Below are 17,883 nucleotides of genomic sequence, written 5' to 3'. Positions count from 1 at the left end.
TTTCATGGCGGCCAGAAAATTGATCTCTAAAAGGGCCCCGTCAGGCAAAAAGTTTACCTTAAACCCCAAGGTGGCTCGTCGCTCTTTTATGAAGATTGCGGCGGCTGTTACAGCCCTTACAGGGCTAGCCTTAAGTGGTCGTTTGAGTAAAGAGGCTGAGGCTAAGAGCAAAAAGTCTCCTTATAGTCAGTCCAAAATCGTTCGTACTATCTGTACCTATTGTTCAGTAGGATGTGGTATTTACGCTGAAGTTGAAAACGACGTCTGGATAAGACAGGAAATCGCTCAGGATCACCCGGTTTCCCGTGGAGGGCATTGCTGTAAGGGCGCAGGCGCCATTGACATGGTAAATAGTGAGAAGCGCCTCAAATATCCACTTAAGAGAGAAAATGGTCGCTGGGTAAAAATTTCCTGGGAACAGGCCTTTGACGAAATCAGCAATAAACTCCTCGAAATCCGTAAAAAATACGGCCCTGATGCTGTTCATTGGAATGGAAGCGCCAAAGTTTCCACGGAAATGGCCTATCTCCAGCGTAAATTAGCTGCCTTCTGGGGTACCAACAACATAGACCACCAAGCCCGCATATGACACTCCACTACGGTGGCCGGGGTGGCCAACACGTGGGGTTATGGGGCAATGACCAACAATTTCAATGATATTCGTCACTCTAAGCTTCTCTTTTTTATAGGGTCAAACGCTGCTGAGGCCCATCCAGTGGCCATGCAGCATATCCTTTATGCCAAAGAAGTTAACAACGCACCGGTAATTGTAGTTGACCCGCGCTTTACTAAACTTGCCGCTAAAGCTACAGATTACGTACGTATCCGCCCGGGTACAGATACGGCCTTTCTTATGGGGCTTATCAATCAGCTCATCCAGAATGACTGGTACGACAAGGAATTTGTCCGTACCCGTGTAGCTGGTTTTGAAGAGCTTAAAAAAGAAGCGGCCCATTATACACCCGAAGTAGTGGAAGATATAACCGGTGTGCCTGCCAAAGAGATAGTGCGTATTGCTAAGCTTTTAGCTGAAAATCGTCCAGGCACTGTAGTATGGTGCATGGGCGTCACTCAGCACCATATTGGAAGCTCAAATACCCGTGCCTGCTGTATTTTACAGCTAATGCTGGGTAACATGGGTAAATCTGGTGGCGGAACCAATATCTTCCGTGGACATGATAACGTCCAGGGCGCTACAGATATGTGTATTCTTTCTCACTCCCTTCCTGGCTACTACGGCCTTTCTGACAAGGCTTGGAAGCACTGGTGTAAAGTCTGGGGCGTGGATTACGAGTGGATTAAGTCCCGATTTTACAATAAAAAATATATGAATAAGCCTGGTTTTACCCTGGCCCGCTGGTATCAAGGGGTTATCCAGGAAGATAAAATAACCCAATATACCCCCATTAAAGCAGTAGTTTTCTGGGGGATATCTTCCCAATCCATTTCGCAATATCATAAAGTGAAGAAGGCCTTTGACCAGCTTGACCTAGTGGTGGTAATTGATCCATTCTTTAACACCACCGCCGCCATGTGTGAAAAAGACAATGTTTATGTGTTGCCTTCTACTTCTCAATATGAAACCGAAGGCTCAGTAACCAGCAGTTCTCGCCAGGCTCAGTGGCGTTATAAGGTGGTTAATCCAATTTATGATAGCAAAACCGACTACGAAATAATGGAAGAATTCGTCAAGCGTTTTGGTTTTGCGGATAAGTTTTACAAAAACATCAAAAAAATACCTGAAGACGTTACCCGTGAAATCGCCAACGGCTGTCTCACCATCGGCCTTTGCGGCTGGTTACCAGAGCGCATCAAAAAACACACCGACAACTGGCATACCTTTGATATTGATACTCTACAGGCCAAAGGTGGCCCTTGTGATGGTGAGTACTATGGTCTTCCCTGGCCCTGCTGGACAGAAAATCACCCTGGCACCCCAATTCTTTACGATATATCTAAACCAGTAGCCAAGGGTGGATTACCATTTAGAGCCCGGTTTGGCACAGAATACACCTATCCTGATGGTCGCAAAGAAAACCTTCTCGCGGCAGAAGGAGTAGCCAACCCTGGAAGTGAAATCATGGGCGGTTATCCAGAATTTCCGGGCTGGAAGACGGACAAAAACGTTATCAAAGAGGCCATTAAACGAGGTATGGCACCATTTGGAAACGCGAGAGCCCGCTGTTATTGCTGGAACTTCCCTGATCCGGTGCCCAAGCATCGTGAGCCGCTACACTCACCGCGTCCAGACCTTATCAAAAAATATCCGACCTATCCTGATAAGCCTGACCACTATCGTGTTTACACTCGCTTTAAGAGTGAGCAGAAGCCAGAGCTGGCTAAAGAATTCCCCATTGTACTTATTACTGGTCGTGTAGTGGAACACATGGGTGGTGGCGATGAAACGAGAAGCAACAAATACCTAGCCGAACTAATGCCCGAAGTTTATGCCGAGATTAACCCGCGCCTAGCCAATGATTATGGCTTGCGTGACGGAGAATTTGTCTGGATCGAATCTCCAGAGGGTGGCCGCATTAAAATTAAGCTTAAAGTCACCGAACGCGTTGATGACAAGACTATTTTTATTCCATACAGCTTTGCCGGTATGTTCATGGGTCGCTCGATGCTCAGCAACTATCCGCAGGGATTTGAACCTTACGCTACTGGAGAACCGGCCAATGTAGTGACTAACTATGGCTATGACATAAAGACCCAGATCCAGGGAACAAAAGAATCTCTTTGCCGCATTAAAAAGGCTTAAAAGAAACGGAGCAGGTTAAACCTGCTCCGTCTAACTATTGATTAGGAGGAAAACTATGGCGATGAAATTTATTTGCGATATAGAACGTTGTGTCGCTTGCTATGGATGTGTAGTAGCCTGTAAAGAAGGCCACCATTTACCAATAGGTGTTAATCGCCGTCGGGTGGTAACCATAAATGAAGGTAAACCCGGCGAAAAAAGCTTATCCATTGCCTGTATGCACTGCTCTGATCCGGCTTGCATGGCCGTCTGCCCGACAAAATGTATTTATAAGCGCGATGATGGTATAGTCCTCCACGATAAAACCAAGTGTATTGGTTGCGGCTATTGTCTTATGGCTTGTCCTTTTGGTGCTCCACAGTTTCCCAAAACCGGTCCTTTTGGTGCCCGCGGAGTTATGGACAAATGTACTTTCTGTGCTGGTGGGCCAGCTCCCACTTTTAGCGAAGAGGAAAAGAAACTTTACGGACAGAACCGTATCGCCGAAGGAAAAGTTCCTCTCTGTGCAGGTATGTGCGCTACTAAAGCTCTGTTAGCTGGAGAATCAGACGTAATTTCAGAAATATATACAGAACGGGTTGCTCGCCGTGGGAAAGGCAATCTTTAACGGCTAAATTTAAACAAATTTCGCTATTGGGGGCTAAAAGCCCCCAATTTTCTGTTTTGGAGGTAATAAATTGGAGGTAATAAAAATGAAAAAAAGTGTGCTATGGACGCTGACTATTTTAGGGTTTGTTTTGATGGCCGGACATACTTTGGCCCAAACCCTTCCAGCTCAAGCGTATCTCATAGATATTTGGAAAGAGTTTTACAATACCACTGTGGGCGATTGGGCTAAAAATGCAGCCTGGTTTATTAATTACGTACCAAAGCTTAAACTTGTTTATCTTTTGGTATTATTAGGAGTGCCCGGCGTATTTTTTCTACACTATTTAATCATTGGTCCTAAAAAGTTTTCCCACGAAGGCGAACAAATTCTTTATTACGACATCTTTGCCCGAGTTATTCACTGGTTGGCAGCCCTATTTTTCTCCCTTTTGGTGGTTACTGGGCTTATAATCATATTTGCCAATTTTTTTGGTGGAGGAACTTTTGTAAAATTCTCACGCTATGTGCATCTAATCTCTGCCTTCGGCTTCGGTATCACCTTAGTACCCATGTTTATTATGTGGTTTAAGGACATGTTACCAGCTACTTACGATATAAAATGGTTTCTCATTCTAGGAGGATACCTTAGCAAAAAGAAGTTCCCTATCCCTGCGGGAAAATATAACGCCGGGCAAAAAATGTGGTTCTGGCTAGCTACTTTAGGCGGTGGTTTTATGCTTTTTACAGGCTTTTACATCTATCTTTTTAACGTTTCTCCAGGAACTCTTCGTATTTACACTTTACTTCACATTTTATTGGGAATAGCTATTGTAGCCCTTTATTTCACTCACATCTATATGTCCATGGTGGCCATTAAAGGTGCTCTCTGGAGCATGATTACCGGCTACAAATCTGCCGATGAAGTTTCTATCCTTCACAGCAAGTACTACGAAAAACTCAAAAATAAGTTAAATTAGGGAACATTAAACGACGACAAATTACACTGTCATTGCGCTAGAAGGGATTGAGATCGCCACGGTGACTACGTCTTATCGTTAGATGCTTTGGCGGATAAAAAAGCTCGGATTAACACATGGTACCTGTTATAGCTTTCATAGGTTGTGAAGAAAGAAAAGAAATTATCGATAAAATTGCCGCCGAACTCAAGGAGTGCGGTTATAAGATTGGCCTTTTAAAGGAAGTCACTTTCCCCCGTGAACAACTCGCACCTCTTGACGTTTCGGCGGTTGCTCGCCTTTATTTTGGAAGACTTTTTTTAGAACAAGAAGTAGATAATGAAAATTTTGACTATATTATTACCCGCATTTTCGATGGCTACGATATAGTAATAGCTGATGGTTTTGCTCATGTTGACCGCATACCAAAGTTTGAAGTTTTAAAGAAAGGTATTTATGAAAACTCACTTAAAGGCAAGGTTTCAAGTCTTATAGCTTCTATATCCGATTACCCAATAGAAAATGGAAAAAATTTCTCTTTGGAAGAAATAAAAGAAATTACCGAGTTCATTGAAGAACATCTCATTAAGGCTGCTCGAGAAGAAATAAGCGCTGTCCTTTATGTAAACGGAAGGCGAATTCCTCTTAAAAAATATGTACGGAAAACATTGGCAGGAGTGATAGAAGGCTTTGTTAAGCCTCTCAAAATGACTGAAAACGCCCAAAATATTTTAATAAAAGTAAAAATTAATAAATAGAGACCTTTGCAAAATATTTTCTCTTTTCCATTGCTAACTTGCTTTTCTACCCCATTAAACCCTTAAAGTTCTACATCTCCCGTGGTGGAAGACCGGAAAGGGCCTCTGCCAAAGACGCCGCCTTCTCAGGTGGCATGGCTGAAAGGATACGGGCTACTTGTTCGGTTTTTAGTGCCGAAAGGATCTTTATGGCCATTTCTGGCTCCATAGCTACTAGCAACTTGGCCGCTTTAGAGGGTTTCATATTTCCATAGGCCCCTACCAAAAGCTTAAAACGTTTGGTTTTGATAACTTTAAGTTCGTTTAATTTCTGTTCTACTTCTTCATTCAGATTTTCGAGAGCGGCAAGCCTTCGTTGAATCTGTTTTTCAAGAAGAGAAAGCCTTGCCTTTTCTTGGGCCAAAGACTCTTTTTCTTGAGCAAGGCGTTCTTTTTCTATTCTAAGAGCTTCATAAAGGGCCTTGGGGCAGGAAAAAATATCTTCATTTCCATTTTGGGTTTTAGCTTCAGCTTTGGCCTCTGCCACAGCCAAAGAAAATTTGCCTTGATGAAAAAGAAAGAAATAAGTTCCCGCCACAACAAATTTTAAAAAAGCCAAAAACAATATAAGCGGCATCAGCCTAGAAATTTTCATGGCGCCTTCCCCTCACTATCACGATATCCTCAATGGTTTTCATCTCTTCTTCCATAAGCTTTTTAAGATACTTTTCTTTTGCGCGAGTCCAGAGAACCTCGGCTACCCGTCGCTTTTGATAAGCGGCTACAGCCTTTCTTCTTAAGTTTTCAACCTCTTGGTTCTTGCGCTCTAAAATACCTTCTATCTTTTCTTTCTCCGCTAAAAGTTGTTCAACATGCTGATAGAAAACTTTTATTTCAGAACCACTAAAGGTTTTTCCTTCGATTTCGTTAAAAATCTCTTTGGGTTTTTGGGCAATATCTTTTAGCATCTCTTTAAGCTCTAGAAGGGCTTGCTCCGCCCTTATATACTCTTGCTGGGCCTGACTTTCTTTAAGTTCCCTTACCCAAAGAAGTGTTTTCAAGACCTTAGATGGTCTCTTCATTTCACCACCTCTATAAGCCTTTTTACACTGGTTTCAAAATCAGCTTTTTCATCTATATTTTGACGTAAAAAACTGTTAATGACCTCGATTTTATTAAGGGCCCTATCAATCTGAGGATTACTGCCTTTAACATAAGCGCCAATATTTATAAGATCTTCAGCTTTTCTGTAAATAGCAAGAATATTGACCAACTCTTTGGCCGCTTCAATTTGCTCTTGGGACACGATATCTTTCATCACCCGGCTGATACTTTGCAAAATATCAATGGCTGGATAGTGGCCCTGGTGGGCCAACTCTCTTGTTAAACAAATGTGACCATCTACAATAGACCTTACAGCGTCGGCTACAGGTTCGTTAAAGTCATCACCCTCAACCAAGACGGTAAAAATTCCTGTAATACTACCCCCTCTTGCACTGGGACCAGGCCTTTCTAAGAGCCTTGGAAGAGCAGCAAAAACAGAAGGGGTATATCCTCTAGCCGTAGGCGGCTCACCTATGGCAAGCCCTACTTCTCGGCCAGCCATACAAAACCTTGTAAGAGAATCCATCATAAGAAGTACATCAGCACCCTTGTCTCTAAAAAATTCGGCCACCGCCATAGCCAAATAGGCACCTCTAAGCCTCAAGGGAGGAGGCTGATCAGAAGTAGCCACCACCACTACTGAGCGTTTCAGGCCATCTTCTCCAAGATCCCTTTCCAAAAACTCACGCACCTCACGGCCGCGTTCTCCGATAAGAGCAATAACGTTTACATCGGCCTTGGTGTGACGGGCCATCATGCCAAGAAGCGTTGACTTCCCCACTCCTGAGCCAGCCATGATAGCAATACGCTGGCCTTTCCCTACGGTCAAAAGGGCATTTATAGCCCGCACACCTACATCAAGGGGTTCCTCTATACGGGCTCTCTCAAAAGGCTTAAGTGGTTCAGCATGTATGGGATAAACGTCTTCAAGGGGAGGTAATTTTCGACCATCAAGGGGTTTTCCCAAAGCATCAATTACTCGCCCTAAAAGCGCCTCCCCTACCCTTACTCCACTTTCACGACGCCAATAAACCTTACTTCCTGGCTCTATTCCTCTTGGGTCCCCAAAAGGAATGAGTAAAACCCGCTCATCTTTAAAACCTACTACTTCGGCTAAAATGTTTTGCCCATTCGAAACTTCAATCTCACAAAGTCCACCCACACTCACATTGGGGCCCTGGGCCTCTACCACAAGGCCTACTACTCTTTTTACCTGGCCACATACCGAAACAGGTTCAACATTTTTAACTGCTGTTAAAAATTGGCTAAGATCTGGCACTTTCATCGCTTAGTCCCGCAAAAATTTCTTTGAAGCGCCGTTCAAGGGTAGCGTCAATCAAGCCGAAATCTGTTTCTAAAATACATCCTCCACGACCAATATTTGTATCAGGTATGATTTCAAAATCTTTTAGGCGTGAAAGCTCCTCTCTTACCGCTCCCATAATGTCTTCTATAAATTCCATATCATCAGGATTTAAATGGATTCGTACACGGGTTTGGTCAACCACGTGGGAAAGGGCCTCTTTTAAAGATGTCTGTATAATCTTAGGATTAGTACTTACTTCTTGTTGAATAATTGCATAAACAATTGTTTTTACTATTGAAACTAGCTGAGGCTCAAAAGAAAGAACGTGTTCTTCAATAGCTTTTTCTAAACTAGTTACTAAAGCCGAAAGCCTGTTAGTAAGTGTTTCATATTGCTTTTTCCCCAGGGCTGCCCCATCTCTTTGACCTTGAGCAAAACCTTTTTCATAGGCCTCCTGTTCTAACAAGGCAATACGTTTAGAAATTTCTGGATGTTGTAAAAGTTCGTCCACCGAAAGCTGAGAAATATCAAAAGATTCTACCTCTGTATTTAATTTTTCATCTAAATCTTGATGTTTAAGGTTTTCATTTTCTTCGGAAGAGGATTTAACTCTTGTTTCGACATTTTCTTCCTTATTTTCTTCTTGTATTTCCTGCTCTACCTGGCGCCTTTTTTCTATCTCTTGCCAGGCTTCTTCAGGCAAAAGTTCAGAGAAGGAATTAAAATTCTCCTCCGAACCCTCTGGAACAAAGAAATTAAAAACCTTTACCTTTTCACCTTTGATTATTTTAGACAAATTCATCCTCCCCTACTGCCAAGACAATTTTACCTTCCTGTTCTAGGCGTTTGGCTACTTTGATAATGTTTTGCTGAGCGGCTTCCACATCAGCCACTCTGACAGGGCCCATAATTTCAAGATCCTCTTTAAGGAGCTGAGCGGCCCTGGCACTCATGTTGCTAAAGAACTTCTCGCGTAATTCTTCAGAGGCAGTCTTTAAGGCTAGTTTGAGATCCTCAGTGGAAATTTCTTTTAATATGGCCTGGATAGCTGTGTCGTCCACTTTAAGTAAGTCTTCAAAGGTAAAGAGATATTTGCGCACCTCTTCGGCCAAGTTGGGGTTTTCCTCTTCTACTTCTGAAAGTATTTCCTCCTCGAGGTCTCGACTTACATGTGATAAAATCTCTGCTGCTCTTTCAACGCCACCTAATTTCTTGCTAAAAGTACCGCCCACGGCTTCGAGCTCTTCTTCAAGAGCAGCACTTATTTCCTGAATTATTTCTGGATCTACCTTGTCAAGCTCGGCAATACGAAAAACTACTTCACTCCTCAATTTTTCAGGAAGATGAGCTAGTACCTGACCGGCCAGATCAGCATCTAGATGAACCAAAATAATGGCTATAGTTTGCGGGTGTTCATTGCGCAAAAAATTGGCAATCGTCCTGGGATCAAGGCGGCGAAGCTTCTCAAAAACTTTGGGGCCAAGTTCTTGACGAATCTCTTCATATATTTCTTTACCCTTTTCACCGTAAGCTTTGACTAGACTTTGTTGCAAGAAATCATCTGGTGAAACAGTAAGATCAGCCAGAAGCTCACGACTTTCCATGTTAGCTTCGTCAAGTACTTTTTTGACTGCTTCAGAAGGAATATAGTCAAGCCTTGCCATTTCAATACCAATACGTTTTATCTCTTCTTCAGAAAGATATTGATAAACCTGAGCGGTAAATTCTTCCCCCATGGTAAGAAGAAAGATAGCCGCCTTTTGTGGGCCAGTAAGATTGTTGGGGTCTATTTTAGTGGGCATTGGCTTCGGCCTCCTTTAGGGCTTTTTGACGTTCTTCTTCTGTCTCTTCAGCTAACCAGCGTTTGACCAGCACTGCTGCCCGTTCTGGCTGATTATGAATAATATTGAGAGCAATTTCCTGGGGCAGTGGAGTGGGTTCTTCCTCAGGTAACGCCTCTTCTTCGGCTTCAGGCAGCGCCTCTTCGGGTAAAGGTTCTGGTTCAGGTTCAAGGCGTTTGAGAAAGGTTTTAAGCACTGGACGAATAACTAAAAGCAAAAAGAGTAACACTAAGAGAAATTCAATCAAAGGCCTGGCAAATCGATCGGCATAGGCTACCCAAGGAGATTCGGGCTTCATTTCTTCCAAACCCTCAAAAGGAAGGACACTTACTTCTACTTGATCTCCACGGTCAGGGTCATAACCAATGGCCCCTTTGACCAACTTTTCTACCTGGGCCAAACGTTCTTCGGCCAAGTTGGTGGCTGCCTGAGCCTCTCCTTTCTTGGCACCCTTATTGAGAATCGCCTCATCAAGCAAGACCGCTACTGATATCTTTTTAATAGCCCCAGGTGAAAACTCCTGCTCACGCACCACCTTGCTAACTTCATAGTTTTTGGTAATGCTTTTTTTGGTTTCTCGCTGAGTCTGTGTAAATCCTTTGGTGTTACCTTCAATTTTATTAGCCAAAGCCCCTTTGACTCCAGGGACTCCTCCTTCAGTTCCCCCTTCTTTCTGGCTATCTTGAATAAGTTCACTCCTTACAGCTATACCCTCAGGATCGTAAGTTTCTTCTTTTCTGACTTCTTTAGTAAAATCAACATCTACAGAGACTTGAGCAATGGCATGTCCCGGCCCTAAGGCCTGAGTCAAAAGGGATTCAATCTTTTCCTGATAAGCTTCTTCCAGTTGCTTGCGATATGCAAGCTGTTCAGCATTAAGACGTTCTTCAGGAGACTCTGGGCGGTAAAGCACCCGACCTTTGGTATCTACTACGGTAATATGCTCAGGAGTAAGACCTGGTACAGCACTGGCCACCAAATTAACAATTCCTTCTACTTCTCGCCTACTCAATCTCTGCCCATTTTTAAGCTTCAGAAAAACCGAAGCTTTTGGGGGCTTTTGGTCCTCGATAAAAACACTTTCTTTTGGTAAGGCTAGGTGAACTCTAGCTGCCTCTACCTCAGAAAGGCTCATAATGGTACGAGCAAGCTCTCCCTCAAGGGCTCTTTGGTAGTTCACCCGCTGGAGAAAATCAGTGGCTCCCAGTTGATTTTTGTCAAATATTTCAAAACCAGTTACATCTGGGCTCAAAATGCCGTGGCTGGCAAGGGCCATACGCACCTCTGGTACTTTGTCACGTGGTACCTTTATGGCCCCGTTACTTTCCACTTTATAAGGAATCTTTTCCTGTTTAAGAAAGTCTATGACCTGAGCAGCGCGTTCCTCAGGAAGGCCTTTATAAAGGAGCCCCCAGTCGGTTCTATTGGCATAGTATATCAACCCTAAAAGACCTAGGGTAACTATCAACACTGTTCCTATAGCCGCAATACGTTGTTCACGAGAAAGGCCCTGCCAGAAATCTTTAAGTTGCTTTAAAACCTCTTTAGGGGGCGGAAAAGCCATGTTTATCCTCCATTAAAGTTGCATTCTCATAACTTCTTCATAGGCCTGAAGCACTTTGTTACGTACTTGAAGTAAAAGACGAAAAGAAAGATCAGCTTTAGTCAGAGAAAGAGTTAAAGCCGTAAGGTCAGGGTTTTCTCCCGTAGCAAAGGCTTTAAGATTTTCAGCGGCCACTTTTTGGGCGGCATCAACAGAAGATATCTCTTTTTTAAGGAGATCCATAAAATCTCCCTTTGAATCAGGCCTGGTCTTATTAGAAACATTCTTTATACCGTAGGGATTTCCTAAACCGTTAATCTTCATAAAAGTCCTCCCTATTTGAGTATCTCTAGGGTCTTTAAGGCCATGGACTTGGTCACCGAAACTACAGAGAGATTAGCTTCATAAGCTCGTGAGGCAGAAAGGAGCTCTACCATTTCTGTTAGGACATCTACATTGGGATAGCGTACGATGCCCCGTTTATCAGCATCTGGATGAGACGGATCATACACTTCACGAAAAGGACTCTGATCTTCCACTATAGCAGTTACCCTGGGAGTCACCAGCTTGAGACCAGCATCAGATAAGTCTCCCTCAAGTTCGTCAGGAAGTTGAGAAGCACTAACGACAACATTTTGGGCTCTATAGGGTTCCCCGGTAAGGGTTCTGGTAACATCAGCATTAGCCAGATTCATAGCTGAAATATTTAGCCGCAACCGTTGAACAGAAAGGCCACTTGAGGCCAAGCGCAAAGCAGTTAATAGTTTCATTATCTCTTACCTCCTTCGGTTATGGCTTCGCGTAAAAGCTCTATTTCTTTCATTAAGGCCTGAATGGTAGCCTGATACATAAGATTATTTTCTGAAAGCTTGGCCATCTCTTGTTCTAAAGAGACATTATTAGGTGTGCCTTCAACAGGAGGCTCTTCTTCTACCAAGGGGATACCACCGTCGGGAGCAAGGCCTGGTTTAATATGCCGCGGATTAGTAGTTTTTAATGGGGGAGAACCTTTAAGATAGGCAGCCATTACCTTTTCAAAAGGGATATCTTTCCGACTATAGCCAGGCGTATCTACGTTGGCAATGTTAGCGGCAATGACCTCGTGACGCATAAGTCTTACTTTTAAAGCCTCTGAAACCACCTGCCAGGTCTTACCAAAAAGCTTTGCCCCTATCATATCCCCTCCTAAATGAGTCCTGCTTCACGATAAATTTGGAGTTTGTTGCGAAGTGTACGCACGCTTATACCTAATATCTCTGCCGCTCGGGTACGATTTCCATTAGCCGCTCGTAAGGCCTTCATTATCATTTCTCGTTCTACTTCGCGAAGCGGCTTAAGTGGCATATCCTGGCCTTTAGCCCCGAGTGGTTTAGGGAAAATGTCTTTGAGGGTTATCCAAGTTCCCTGAGCTAGCAGTACCGCTCTCTCTATTAAGTTTCTCAGCTCGCGTACATTACCAGGCCAGGGATATTGACTTAACTTTTCAAGAACCCCATCAGCAAAACCTTTAACTGGACGGTTATACTTCTGGGAAAATTCTTCACAAAACTTCTGGGCCAGAAGCCTCACGTCTTCAGGCCGTTCACGCAAGGGGGGAATTTCTACCGGAATAACATTCAGGCGAAAATAAAGATCTTCTCTAAACTTTCCTTGAGAAACCAGGGCCTGTACATCGCGATTGGTAGTAGCAATAACTCTTACGTCTATTTTTACGGGATAAGCTCCGCCTAGGCGATCTACCTCTCCTTCTTGGAGCACCCTCAAAAGTTTGGCCTGAAGAGAAAGGGGCATTTCTGTTATTTCGTCAAGGAGAATAGTTCCCCCATTGGCCAGTTCAAATTTTCCAAGCTTTCTAGTAAAGGCTCCTGAAAAGGCCCCTTTTTCATAGCCGAATAGCTCGGATTCCAGAAGATGTTCCGGCAAGGCCGCACAATTAATAGCAATAAAAGGCCCTCGTGCCCTATCGCTGTTTTCGTGAATAAATCTGGCAAGGACTTCCTTACCTGTACCAGACTCACCAGTAATTAGTACCGTGGCCTTACTTTTTGCAACCTCTTTTAGCCGAGCTAAAATCAACTTGAGTCTCTGGTTAGCCGTAATAAAACTACCTTCAGGTGGTTCATAGGTACGCTTAACTTTAAGGATTATTTCCGTCAGAAGAGCCGGCTCTGTTGATAAAAGCCGATAGTCAGCTGCCCCAGCCTTAATGGCCTGAACAGCTTCTTCAAGGTCAGCTTCTTGGGTCAAAAGAATGACTGGTATGAGAGGATTAAAGGAATTCAAGTCTTTTAAGATTTTAAGACGGCCAAATTCTTCATTTTCAAGATTTGCTACCACGGCACCGATATCTTGCTCTTCTAAAATAGAAAAGGCCTCCTCGCGGTTAAAACCCCAGATAGGGCTCAAACCCTTCTCCATAAGAGCTTCAGCCAATGGGGCCAAGTCTTTTTCTTTTTTATCTAGCAATAAGATAGTCTCTGGCATCAGTAGATCTCTTGACGCGCCTCTTCTACAAGTTTTTCTTCTTTAACTAATGACGAGGCCAACCTTCCGTATAGGTCATTACCATTTGCCATTTCCTGCCAAATGGCTAGTGCTTTTTCTGCTTCACCCTGGCGCTCCAATAGCAAACCTTCAAGCCATTTTAATTCTCGATCTTTTGGAAACTTCTTCAAAAGAAAAGCAAGGGCTTTTTGAGAAAGGCCGTATTTTTCCTCATTCAAGGCCTTGGTAACCAAGGCTTTGCCGAGCTCTAGATCAACTTTCTTGGCTTCTTTTAAAAGAACTAGGGCCTCTTGATAGCGTCCCACGGAAATCAAAACCTTCAGGAGATCCTTACGAATTTTTTCTTTCATTTCAGGGGTAGCGGTTTCATGGTAAGCCTTTTCTAAAAAATTAAGGGCCTTTATAAGTTTTCCTTCACCCTCATTGAGCAAGCCGCAAAGATAAAGAAAGTAAGGATTTTTGTTTATTTCTGGGTATTTTTCGCGGAGTTCTTTTAAAAATCTCTCAGAAAGGTCGTACTCTGAATTTCTTATAAGAAGATCTGCTAGGGTAAGCTTAAAATCCTTTTCCCATACATCGGGAAGTGGCAAAAGCACCCCTTTTAACAAAGTTAAACGAGCCTGAGTTTCCAGATTGAGTGAAAGATAGGCCTGAGCCGCCCAATAAAAAGTTAAACCACAACCAGCTTTTTCAAGCTCTGGTTTGTGTTTTTCAAAAAATAAAATAACTTCTTCGTAGTCCTTTTCTCCCAAAAGTTTTTGCTCGAAAAGGGAAGAAGCTTTACATAGAACAGGAAAAATCTTCGGCAAAAAAGGAGATTGAGGATACTTTTTTAAAAAAGCCCAGGCACTTTTAAGGCATTCATCAATCTTTTTTAACTCTAAGAGTATTTCTATTTCTAAGGCATGGGCTTCTTCGGTTATAGGCGCTTTCGGATAATCCTTTTTAAGGGCCTTTATTACGTTTAAGAGGATTTGCCTTGTTTGAGGATCAAAACGACCTATCTTTTCTTCAAAGAGATAACGCATTTCATAAAGCCTAAATTTAGCAAACAAGGCCTGAGGCGCAGAAGGCCAAGAGGTCAAAATTAATTCAAAAATACGACGGGCTTCTCTATACTTTTTTTGATTAAAATAAACTTCTCCTAAAGCCCAAAGCAAAGGCGGAGCTTCTTTTTCCCGGCCAGAATAGTTAAGGTAATCATAAATTTCTTCTTCCGCCTGCTTGAGATTTCCTTGTTTCAAATGATAAAGGGCCAGTTCTTTTATGATTTCCGGAACAAGGGCCTTAACTTTAGGGTTATTTTTCAAGAAAGATATTACCTTATCTGGCTCATTGAGCTTAAACAACAAAGACGAAGCCTCGGCTTTAGCCTTAAGAGGGCATAAATCTGAGGCCAAAACTTTTTCTGCCAGTCGTTTAGCCTTATCCGGAATCTTCCTTTTGTAAAAAATTCGCGCCGCAATAACGTTAGCCGAACAAACCTCTAAAGCGTCTGGAAATTTGGCCTGAAGAAAACGAATATAAACTAAGGCATCACTGTGTAACCCCAAGGCCTCGCTACTTTTGGCCAATAAAAGATAGGCCTTGGGAGGCAAGTCTGTTTCCTTTAAAAGGGGCTTTAAGAGGTCTATTACCTTTTGATAGTTACCCTGAGAAGCATATATCTCAGCGGCAAGAACTCTTCCTTTGGCTATAACTGCTCTTTCATTGGGGAAGCGATGCTCGAGTTCTTCTAGAAGCGCAAGCGCCCCTTGGCTATCTCCCTCTTCGTACAAAGTTTTGGCCTGTTGATACCACAAAAACGCATCCTTAGCCGCCAAAGTATTACTGGTGAACATTCCTAAAATTAAGATGGCTGGTAGCACCAAATATATGAGAATTTTGAGACTGTCATTGCGAGTATAGCGAAGGAATCCTTGTCTCGAGCACTGGCAAAGGGGTCTTAAATCGCCTCGGCCACTGCATGGCCTCGCGATAACGTTTTGTATTGTAAAAAATATTCCCATTAATAACTTAGTCAAAACTCTCATCGTCTTTCAGACTTTGCAAAGCGTGTGCCTAAAAGAAATTCCACTAAAACCACACCAAGTGAGGGCTTACACGAAAAAAAACAGAGGAAGAAAAGCTTTTTTTAGCCAAAAATTTGACGCTAGTGGGCGGTAGGACGGGTAATTTTTTGCTTTTTCATTTTTTCGATAAGGGTAGTGCGATTGATATGGAGTAGTTTAGCCGCCCGGTTTTTAACCCAGCCTGTTTTTTCAAGGGCCTTGATAATAAGTTTTTTTTCAAACTCAGATACCAGTTCCGGCAAATGGATCCCTTCATCTGGAATGTCAAAATCTTGAACACCTGGTTTATAATTAAACTGCGATTGTTCAAGAATGTATTCTGGAACATCTTCCAAAATAAGTTGTTCACCGTTGGCGAGGATAACCATTCTTTCAATAACATTTTCAAGTTCTCTTACATTTCCCGGCCAGTGGTATTTCATCAGGCATTCGAGAGCCTCTTTAGAAAGGCCTGTAATTTTACGTCTTTTTCGTTGAGTAAAACGGCTAAGAAAATGTTCTATTAAAAGAGGTATGTCTTCTTTTCTTTCTCTCAAAGGAGGAAGTTTAATAGGAATAACATTTAAACGATAATACAGGTCTTCTCTAAAACGGCCTTCACGTACTTCTTTTTGTAAATCTTTATTGGTAGCGGCAATCACTCTTATATCTACTTTTATAGAGCGGGTGCCCCCTACCCTTTCAAAAGACCTTTCTTGAAGTACTCGCAAGAGTTTTACCTGTAGTTTTGGGCTCATCTCAGCGATTTCGTCGAGAAAAATAGTTCCCCCGTGGGCTAACTCAAAACGGCCAATGCGGGTCTTTACCGCCCCGGTAAAAGATCCCTTTTCGTGGCCAAAGAGCTCTGATTCAAGAAGCTCTTCAGGAATAGCCCCACAGTTTACCGGTATAAAAGGACCTTCTCGGCGACTGCTAGCAGCATGAATAGCCCTGGCTACCAGTTCTTTACCTGTCCCTGACTCTCCAAGCACTAATACCGTGGCATCAGTATCAGCTACTTTTTCTATAAGGGAAAAGACCTGACGCATAGGCTTACTTTTGCCAATGATTTCTCCGTAGCCGCTTTCTTGCCAGAGTTTGCGCCGCAAGTATTCATTTTCGCGTCTTAGACGTCTAGTATCTAAGGCCTTTTCCAATGTTAAACTCAACTCATCAAACGCTACAGGTTTGGTAAGATATTCATAGGCGCCTTTTTTAATGGCTTCTACCGCACTTTTGATACTCCCTTGGCCAGTAAGGATAATACAAATGGTTTCAGGAGAATGCTCAACGATATATTCTAAAACCTCAAGCCCTCCTATCTTGGGCATGGCTAGATCGGTAATAACCACGTCGTAAAAAATTTCGCCTATACGATTAATACCTTCAGCTCCATTGTAGGCCACATCGACTTCAAAACCCTTTTGTTGCAAAAATTCAGCTAAGAGATCTGCTTCTATCTGATTGTCTTCAACCACTAAGATAGATTCCCTCATAAAAAACCCCTCTTTAAGCTTGCATAACTTTTCAAACAAAAATAACTTTGAAAGATGAATAATGTCAATTTTTTTCTGTCATAAATTTGACGGAGGGAAAATGTTTCCTATACCACCCCATCCTTTGTTATACAGAGATTTTGTTAAAAAAGCTTTAGAGGAAGACTTAGGACACGGTGATGTCACCACTGACACCCTCATTTCTCCTGAAGAAAAAGGAAAAGGCCTAATAAGAGCTAAAGAAGACCTGATTATTTGTGGAATCCCTATAGCCCGCATAGTATTTAAAGAAATCGACCCCGATCTAGCATTTATTCCTCTCAAAAGAGACGCTGAAAAAATAAAAAGAGGCGAAGTTGTAGCCGAAGTGTGCGGAAAAATTACATCCATACTCAAAGGCGAAAGGGTCTGTCTCAATTTTTTACAGCACCTATCAGGCGTGGCCACTTATACCTATAAATTTGTAGAAAAAATAAAAGGACTTCCAGTAAAAATTGTAGATACAAGAAAGACCCTTCCCGGCTTTAGAGTTCTTGAAAAATATGCGGTTCTTTGTGGTGGCGGACGGAATCATCGCTTCGGCCTATCAGACGGAGTTTTAATAAAAGACAATCACATAAAGGCTTGCGGTTCAGTAAAAAAGGCAATAAAACGGGCTAAAGAATATCTGCCCCATGTGTATTTAATTGAAATAGAAGTTAGCAATCTGGAAGAACTTAAAGAAGCCATAGAAGCAGGAGCTCACGCCCTTCTTCTCGATAATATGGATGTGAAAATATTGAAAGAGGCCGTAGCTCTGGCTAAAAGCCTCAATCCCTATATCTTACTTGAGGCCTCTGGCGGAATAAATCTAGAAAATGTTCGTCAAATTGCTGAAACAGGGGTAGATATAATTTCCATTGGTAAGCTTACCCATTCAGCTCCAGCTGTAGATTTAAATTTAAAAATTGTTGAAGTGTTTTCTTGATAGATTCAAAATTTTTATTATTTTGCAA

At 42.6% G+C, this 17,883-nt stretch carries 17 protein-coding genes; 5 read left to right on the top strand and 12 right to left on the bottom strand.

The features are described from left to right. The first annotated feature begins 4 nt into the window (after positions 1-4). From THEIN_RS09265 to THEIN_RS09250, 4 genes are all read left to right on the top strand, one after another. The gene (locus THEIN_RS09265; RefSeq protein ID WP_013908415.1) at positions 5-2,761 is read left to right on the top strand and encodes a formate dehydrogenase subunit alpha; all 2,757 of its coding nucleotides are present in this window, start codon (positions 5-7) and stop codon (positions 2,759-2,761) included. Between the two features lie 55 nt (positions 2,762-2,816). Next, on the top strand, positions 2,817-3,368 hold the full coding sequence (fdh3B, locus tag THEIN_RS09260) for a formate dehydrogenase FDH3 subunit beta (protein WP_013908414.1): 552 nt from the start codon (positions 2,817-2,819) through the stop codon (positions 3,366-3,368). Positions 3,369-3,453: 85 nt separating this feature from the next. Beyond that, on the top strand, positions 3,454-4,326 hold the full coding sequence (locus tag THEIN_RS09255; protein WP_013908413.1) for a formate dehydrogenase subunit gamma: 873 nt from the start codon (positions 3,454-3,456) through the stop codon (positions 4,324-4,326). A gap of 116 nt (positions 4,327-4,442) precedes the next feature. After that, on the top strand, positions 4,443-5,063 hold the full coding sequence (locus THEIN_RS09250) for a molybdopterin-guanine dinucleotide biosynthesis protein B (RefSeq protein WP_013908412.1): 621 nt from the start codon (positions 4,443-4,445) through the stop codon (positions 5,061-5,063). A 70-nt stretch (positions 5,064-5,133) separates the two neighbouring features. On the opposite strand, the gene THEIN_RS09245 is transcribed toward THEIN_RS09250, so the two are convergent. From THEIN_RS09245 to THEIN_RS09190, 12 genes are all read right to left on the bottom strand, one after another. Then, a complete protein-coding gene (locus THEIN_RS09245; RefSeq protein WP_013908411.1) occupies positions 5,134-5,697 on the bottom strand; it encodes a MotE family protein in 564 nt (187 codons plus the stop codon). Continuing rightward, positions 5,684-6,124, bottom strand: coding sequence for a flagellar export protein FliJ (locus tag THEIN_RS09240; RefSeq protein ID WP_013908410.1), 441 nt, complete (start codon positions 6,122-6,124; stop codon positions 5,684-5,686). The genes THEIN_RS09245 and THEIN_RS09240 overlap by 14 nt, the downstream gene beginning before the upstream one ends. Continuing rightward, positions 6,121-7,431, bottom strand: coding sequence for a FliI/YscN family ATPase (locus THEIN_RS09235; protein WP_013908409.1), 1,311 nt, complete (start codon positions 7,429-7,431; stop codon positions 6,121-6,123). The genes THEIN_RS09240 and THEIN_RS09235 overlap by 4 nt, the downstream gene beginning before the upstream one ends. Next, positions 7,412-8,248: a FliH/SctL family protein gene (locus THEIN_RS09230; protein WP_041434672.1), complete on the bottom strand. Its 837-nt coding sequence runs from the start codon at positions 8,246-8,248 to the stop codon at positions 7,412-7,414. The genes THEIN_RS09235 and THEIN_RS09230 overlap by 20 nt, the downstream gene beginning before the upstream one ends. Next, positions 8,241-9,254, bottom strand: a complete 1,014-nt coding sequence (gene fliG, locus THEIN_RS09225; protein ID WP_013908407.1) for a flagellar motor switch protein FliG — start codon at positions 9,252-9,254, stop codon at positions 8,241-8,243. Before fliG ends, THEIN_RS09230 begins: the two co-directional genes overlap by 8 nt. Then, the gene (fliF, locus tag THEIN_RS09220) at positions 9,244-10,857 is read right to left on the bottom strand and encodes a flagellar basal-body MS-ring/collar protein FliF (protein ID WP_013908406.1); all 1,614 of its coding nucleotides are present in this window, start codon (positions 10,855-10,857) and stop codon (positions 9,244-9,246) included. The genes fliG and fliF overlap by 11 nt, the downstream gene beginning before the upstream one ends. Before the next feature lie 12 nt (positions 10,858-10,869). Continuing rightward, positions 10,870-11,160, bottom strand: coding sequence for a flagellar hook-basal body complex protein FliE (gene fliE, locus THEIN_RS09215; RefSeq protein WP_013908405.1), 291 nt, complete (start codon positions 11,158-11,160; stop codon positions 10,870-10,872). An 11-nt stretch (positions 11,161-11,171) separates the two neighbouring features. Then, entirely contained in the window at positions 11,172-11,606 is a 435-nt protein-coding gene (flgC, locus tag THEIN_RS09210) for a flagellar basal body rod protein FlgC (RefSeq protein WP_013908404.1), read from the bottom strand. Then, positions 11,606-12,013 carry a flagellar basal body rod protein FlgB gene (gene flgB / locus THEIN_RS09205; RefSeq protein ID WP_013908403.1) on the bottom strand — a complete coding sequence of 136 codons (408 nt, stop codon included), beginning with the start codon at positions 12,011-12,013 and terminating at the stop codon, positions 11,606-11,608. The genes flgC and flgB overlap by 1 nt, the downstream gene beginning before the upstream one ends. 8 nt (positions 12,014-12,021) lie before the next feature. Next, on the bottom strand, positions 12,022-13,320 hold the full coding sequence (locus tag THEIN_RS09200; RefSeq protein ID WP_013908402.1) for a sigma-54 dependent transcriptional regulator: 1,299 nt from the start codon (positions 13,318-13,320) through the stop codon (positions 12,022-12,024). Further along, on the bottom strand, positions 13,320-15,182 hold the full coding sequence (locus THEIN_RS09195) for a tetratricopeptide repeat protein (RefSeq protein WP_169311173.1): 1,863 nt from the start codon (positions 15,180-15,182) through the stop codon (positions 13,320-13,322). The genes THEIN_RS09200 and THEIN_RS09195 overlap by 1 nt, the downstream gene beginning before the upstream one ends. 311 nt (positions 15,183-15,493) lie before the next feature. After that, entirely contained in the window at positions 15,494-16,888 is a 1,395-nt protein-coding gene (locus THEIN_RS09190) for a sigma-54-dependent transcriptional regulator (protein WP_013908400.1), read from the bottom strand. 100 nt (positions 16,889-16,988) lie between these two features. Here THEIN_RS09190 and nadC point away from each other — a divergent pair, with 100 nt between their 5' ends. After that, positions 16,989-17,855, top strand: coding sequence for a carboxylating nicotinate-nucleotide diphosphorylase (nadC, locus tag THEIN_RS09185; protein WP_013908399.1), 867 nt, complete (start codon positions 16,989-16,991; stop codon positions 17,853-17,855). The last annotated feature ends 28 nt before the right edge of the window (positions 17,856-17,883 follow it).

The sequence above is a fragment of the Thermodesulfatator indicus DSM 15286 genome (genome assembly GCF_000217795.1).
Taxonomy (GTDB): Bacteria; Desulfobacterota; Thermodesulfobacteria; order Thermodesulfobacteriales; family Thermodesulfatatoraceae; genus Thermodesulfatator; species Thermodesulfatator indicus.
This window is presented reverse-complemented; position numbering and strand designations above follow the sequence as displayed.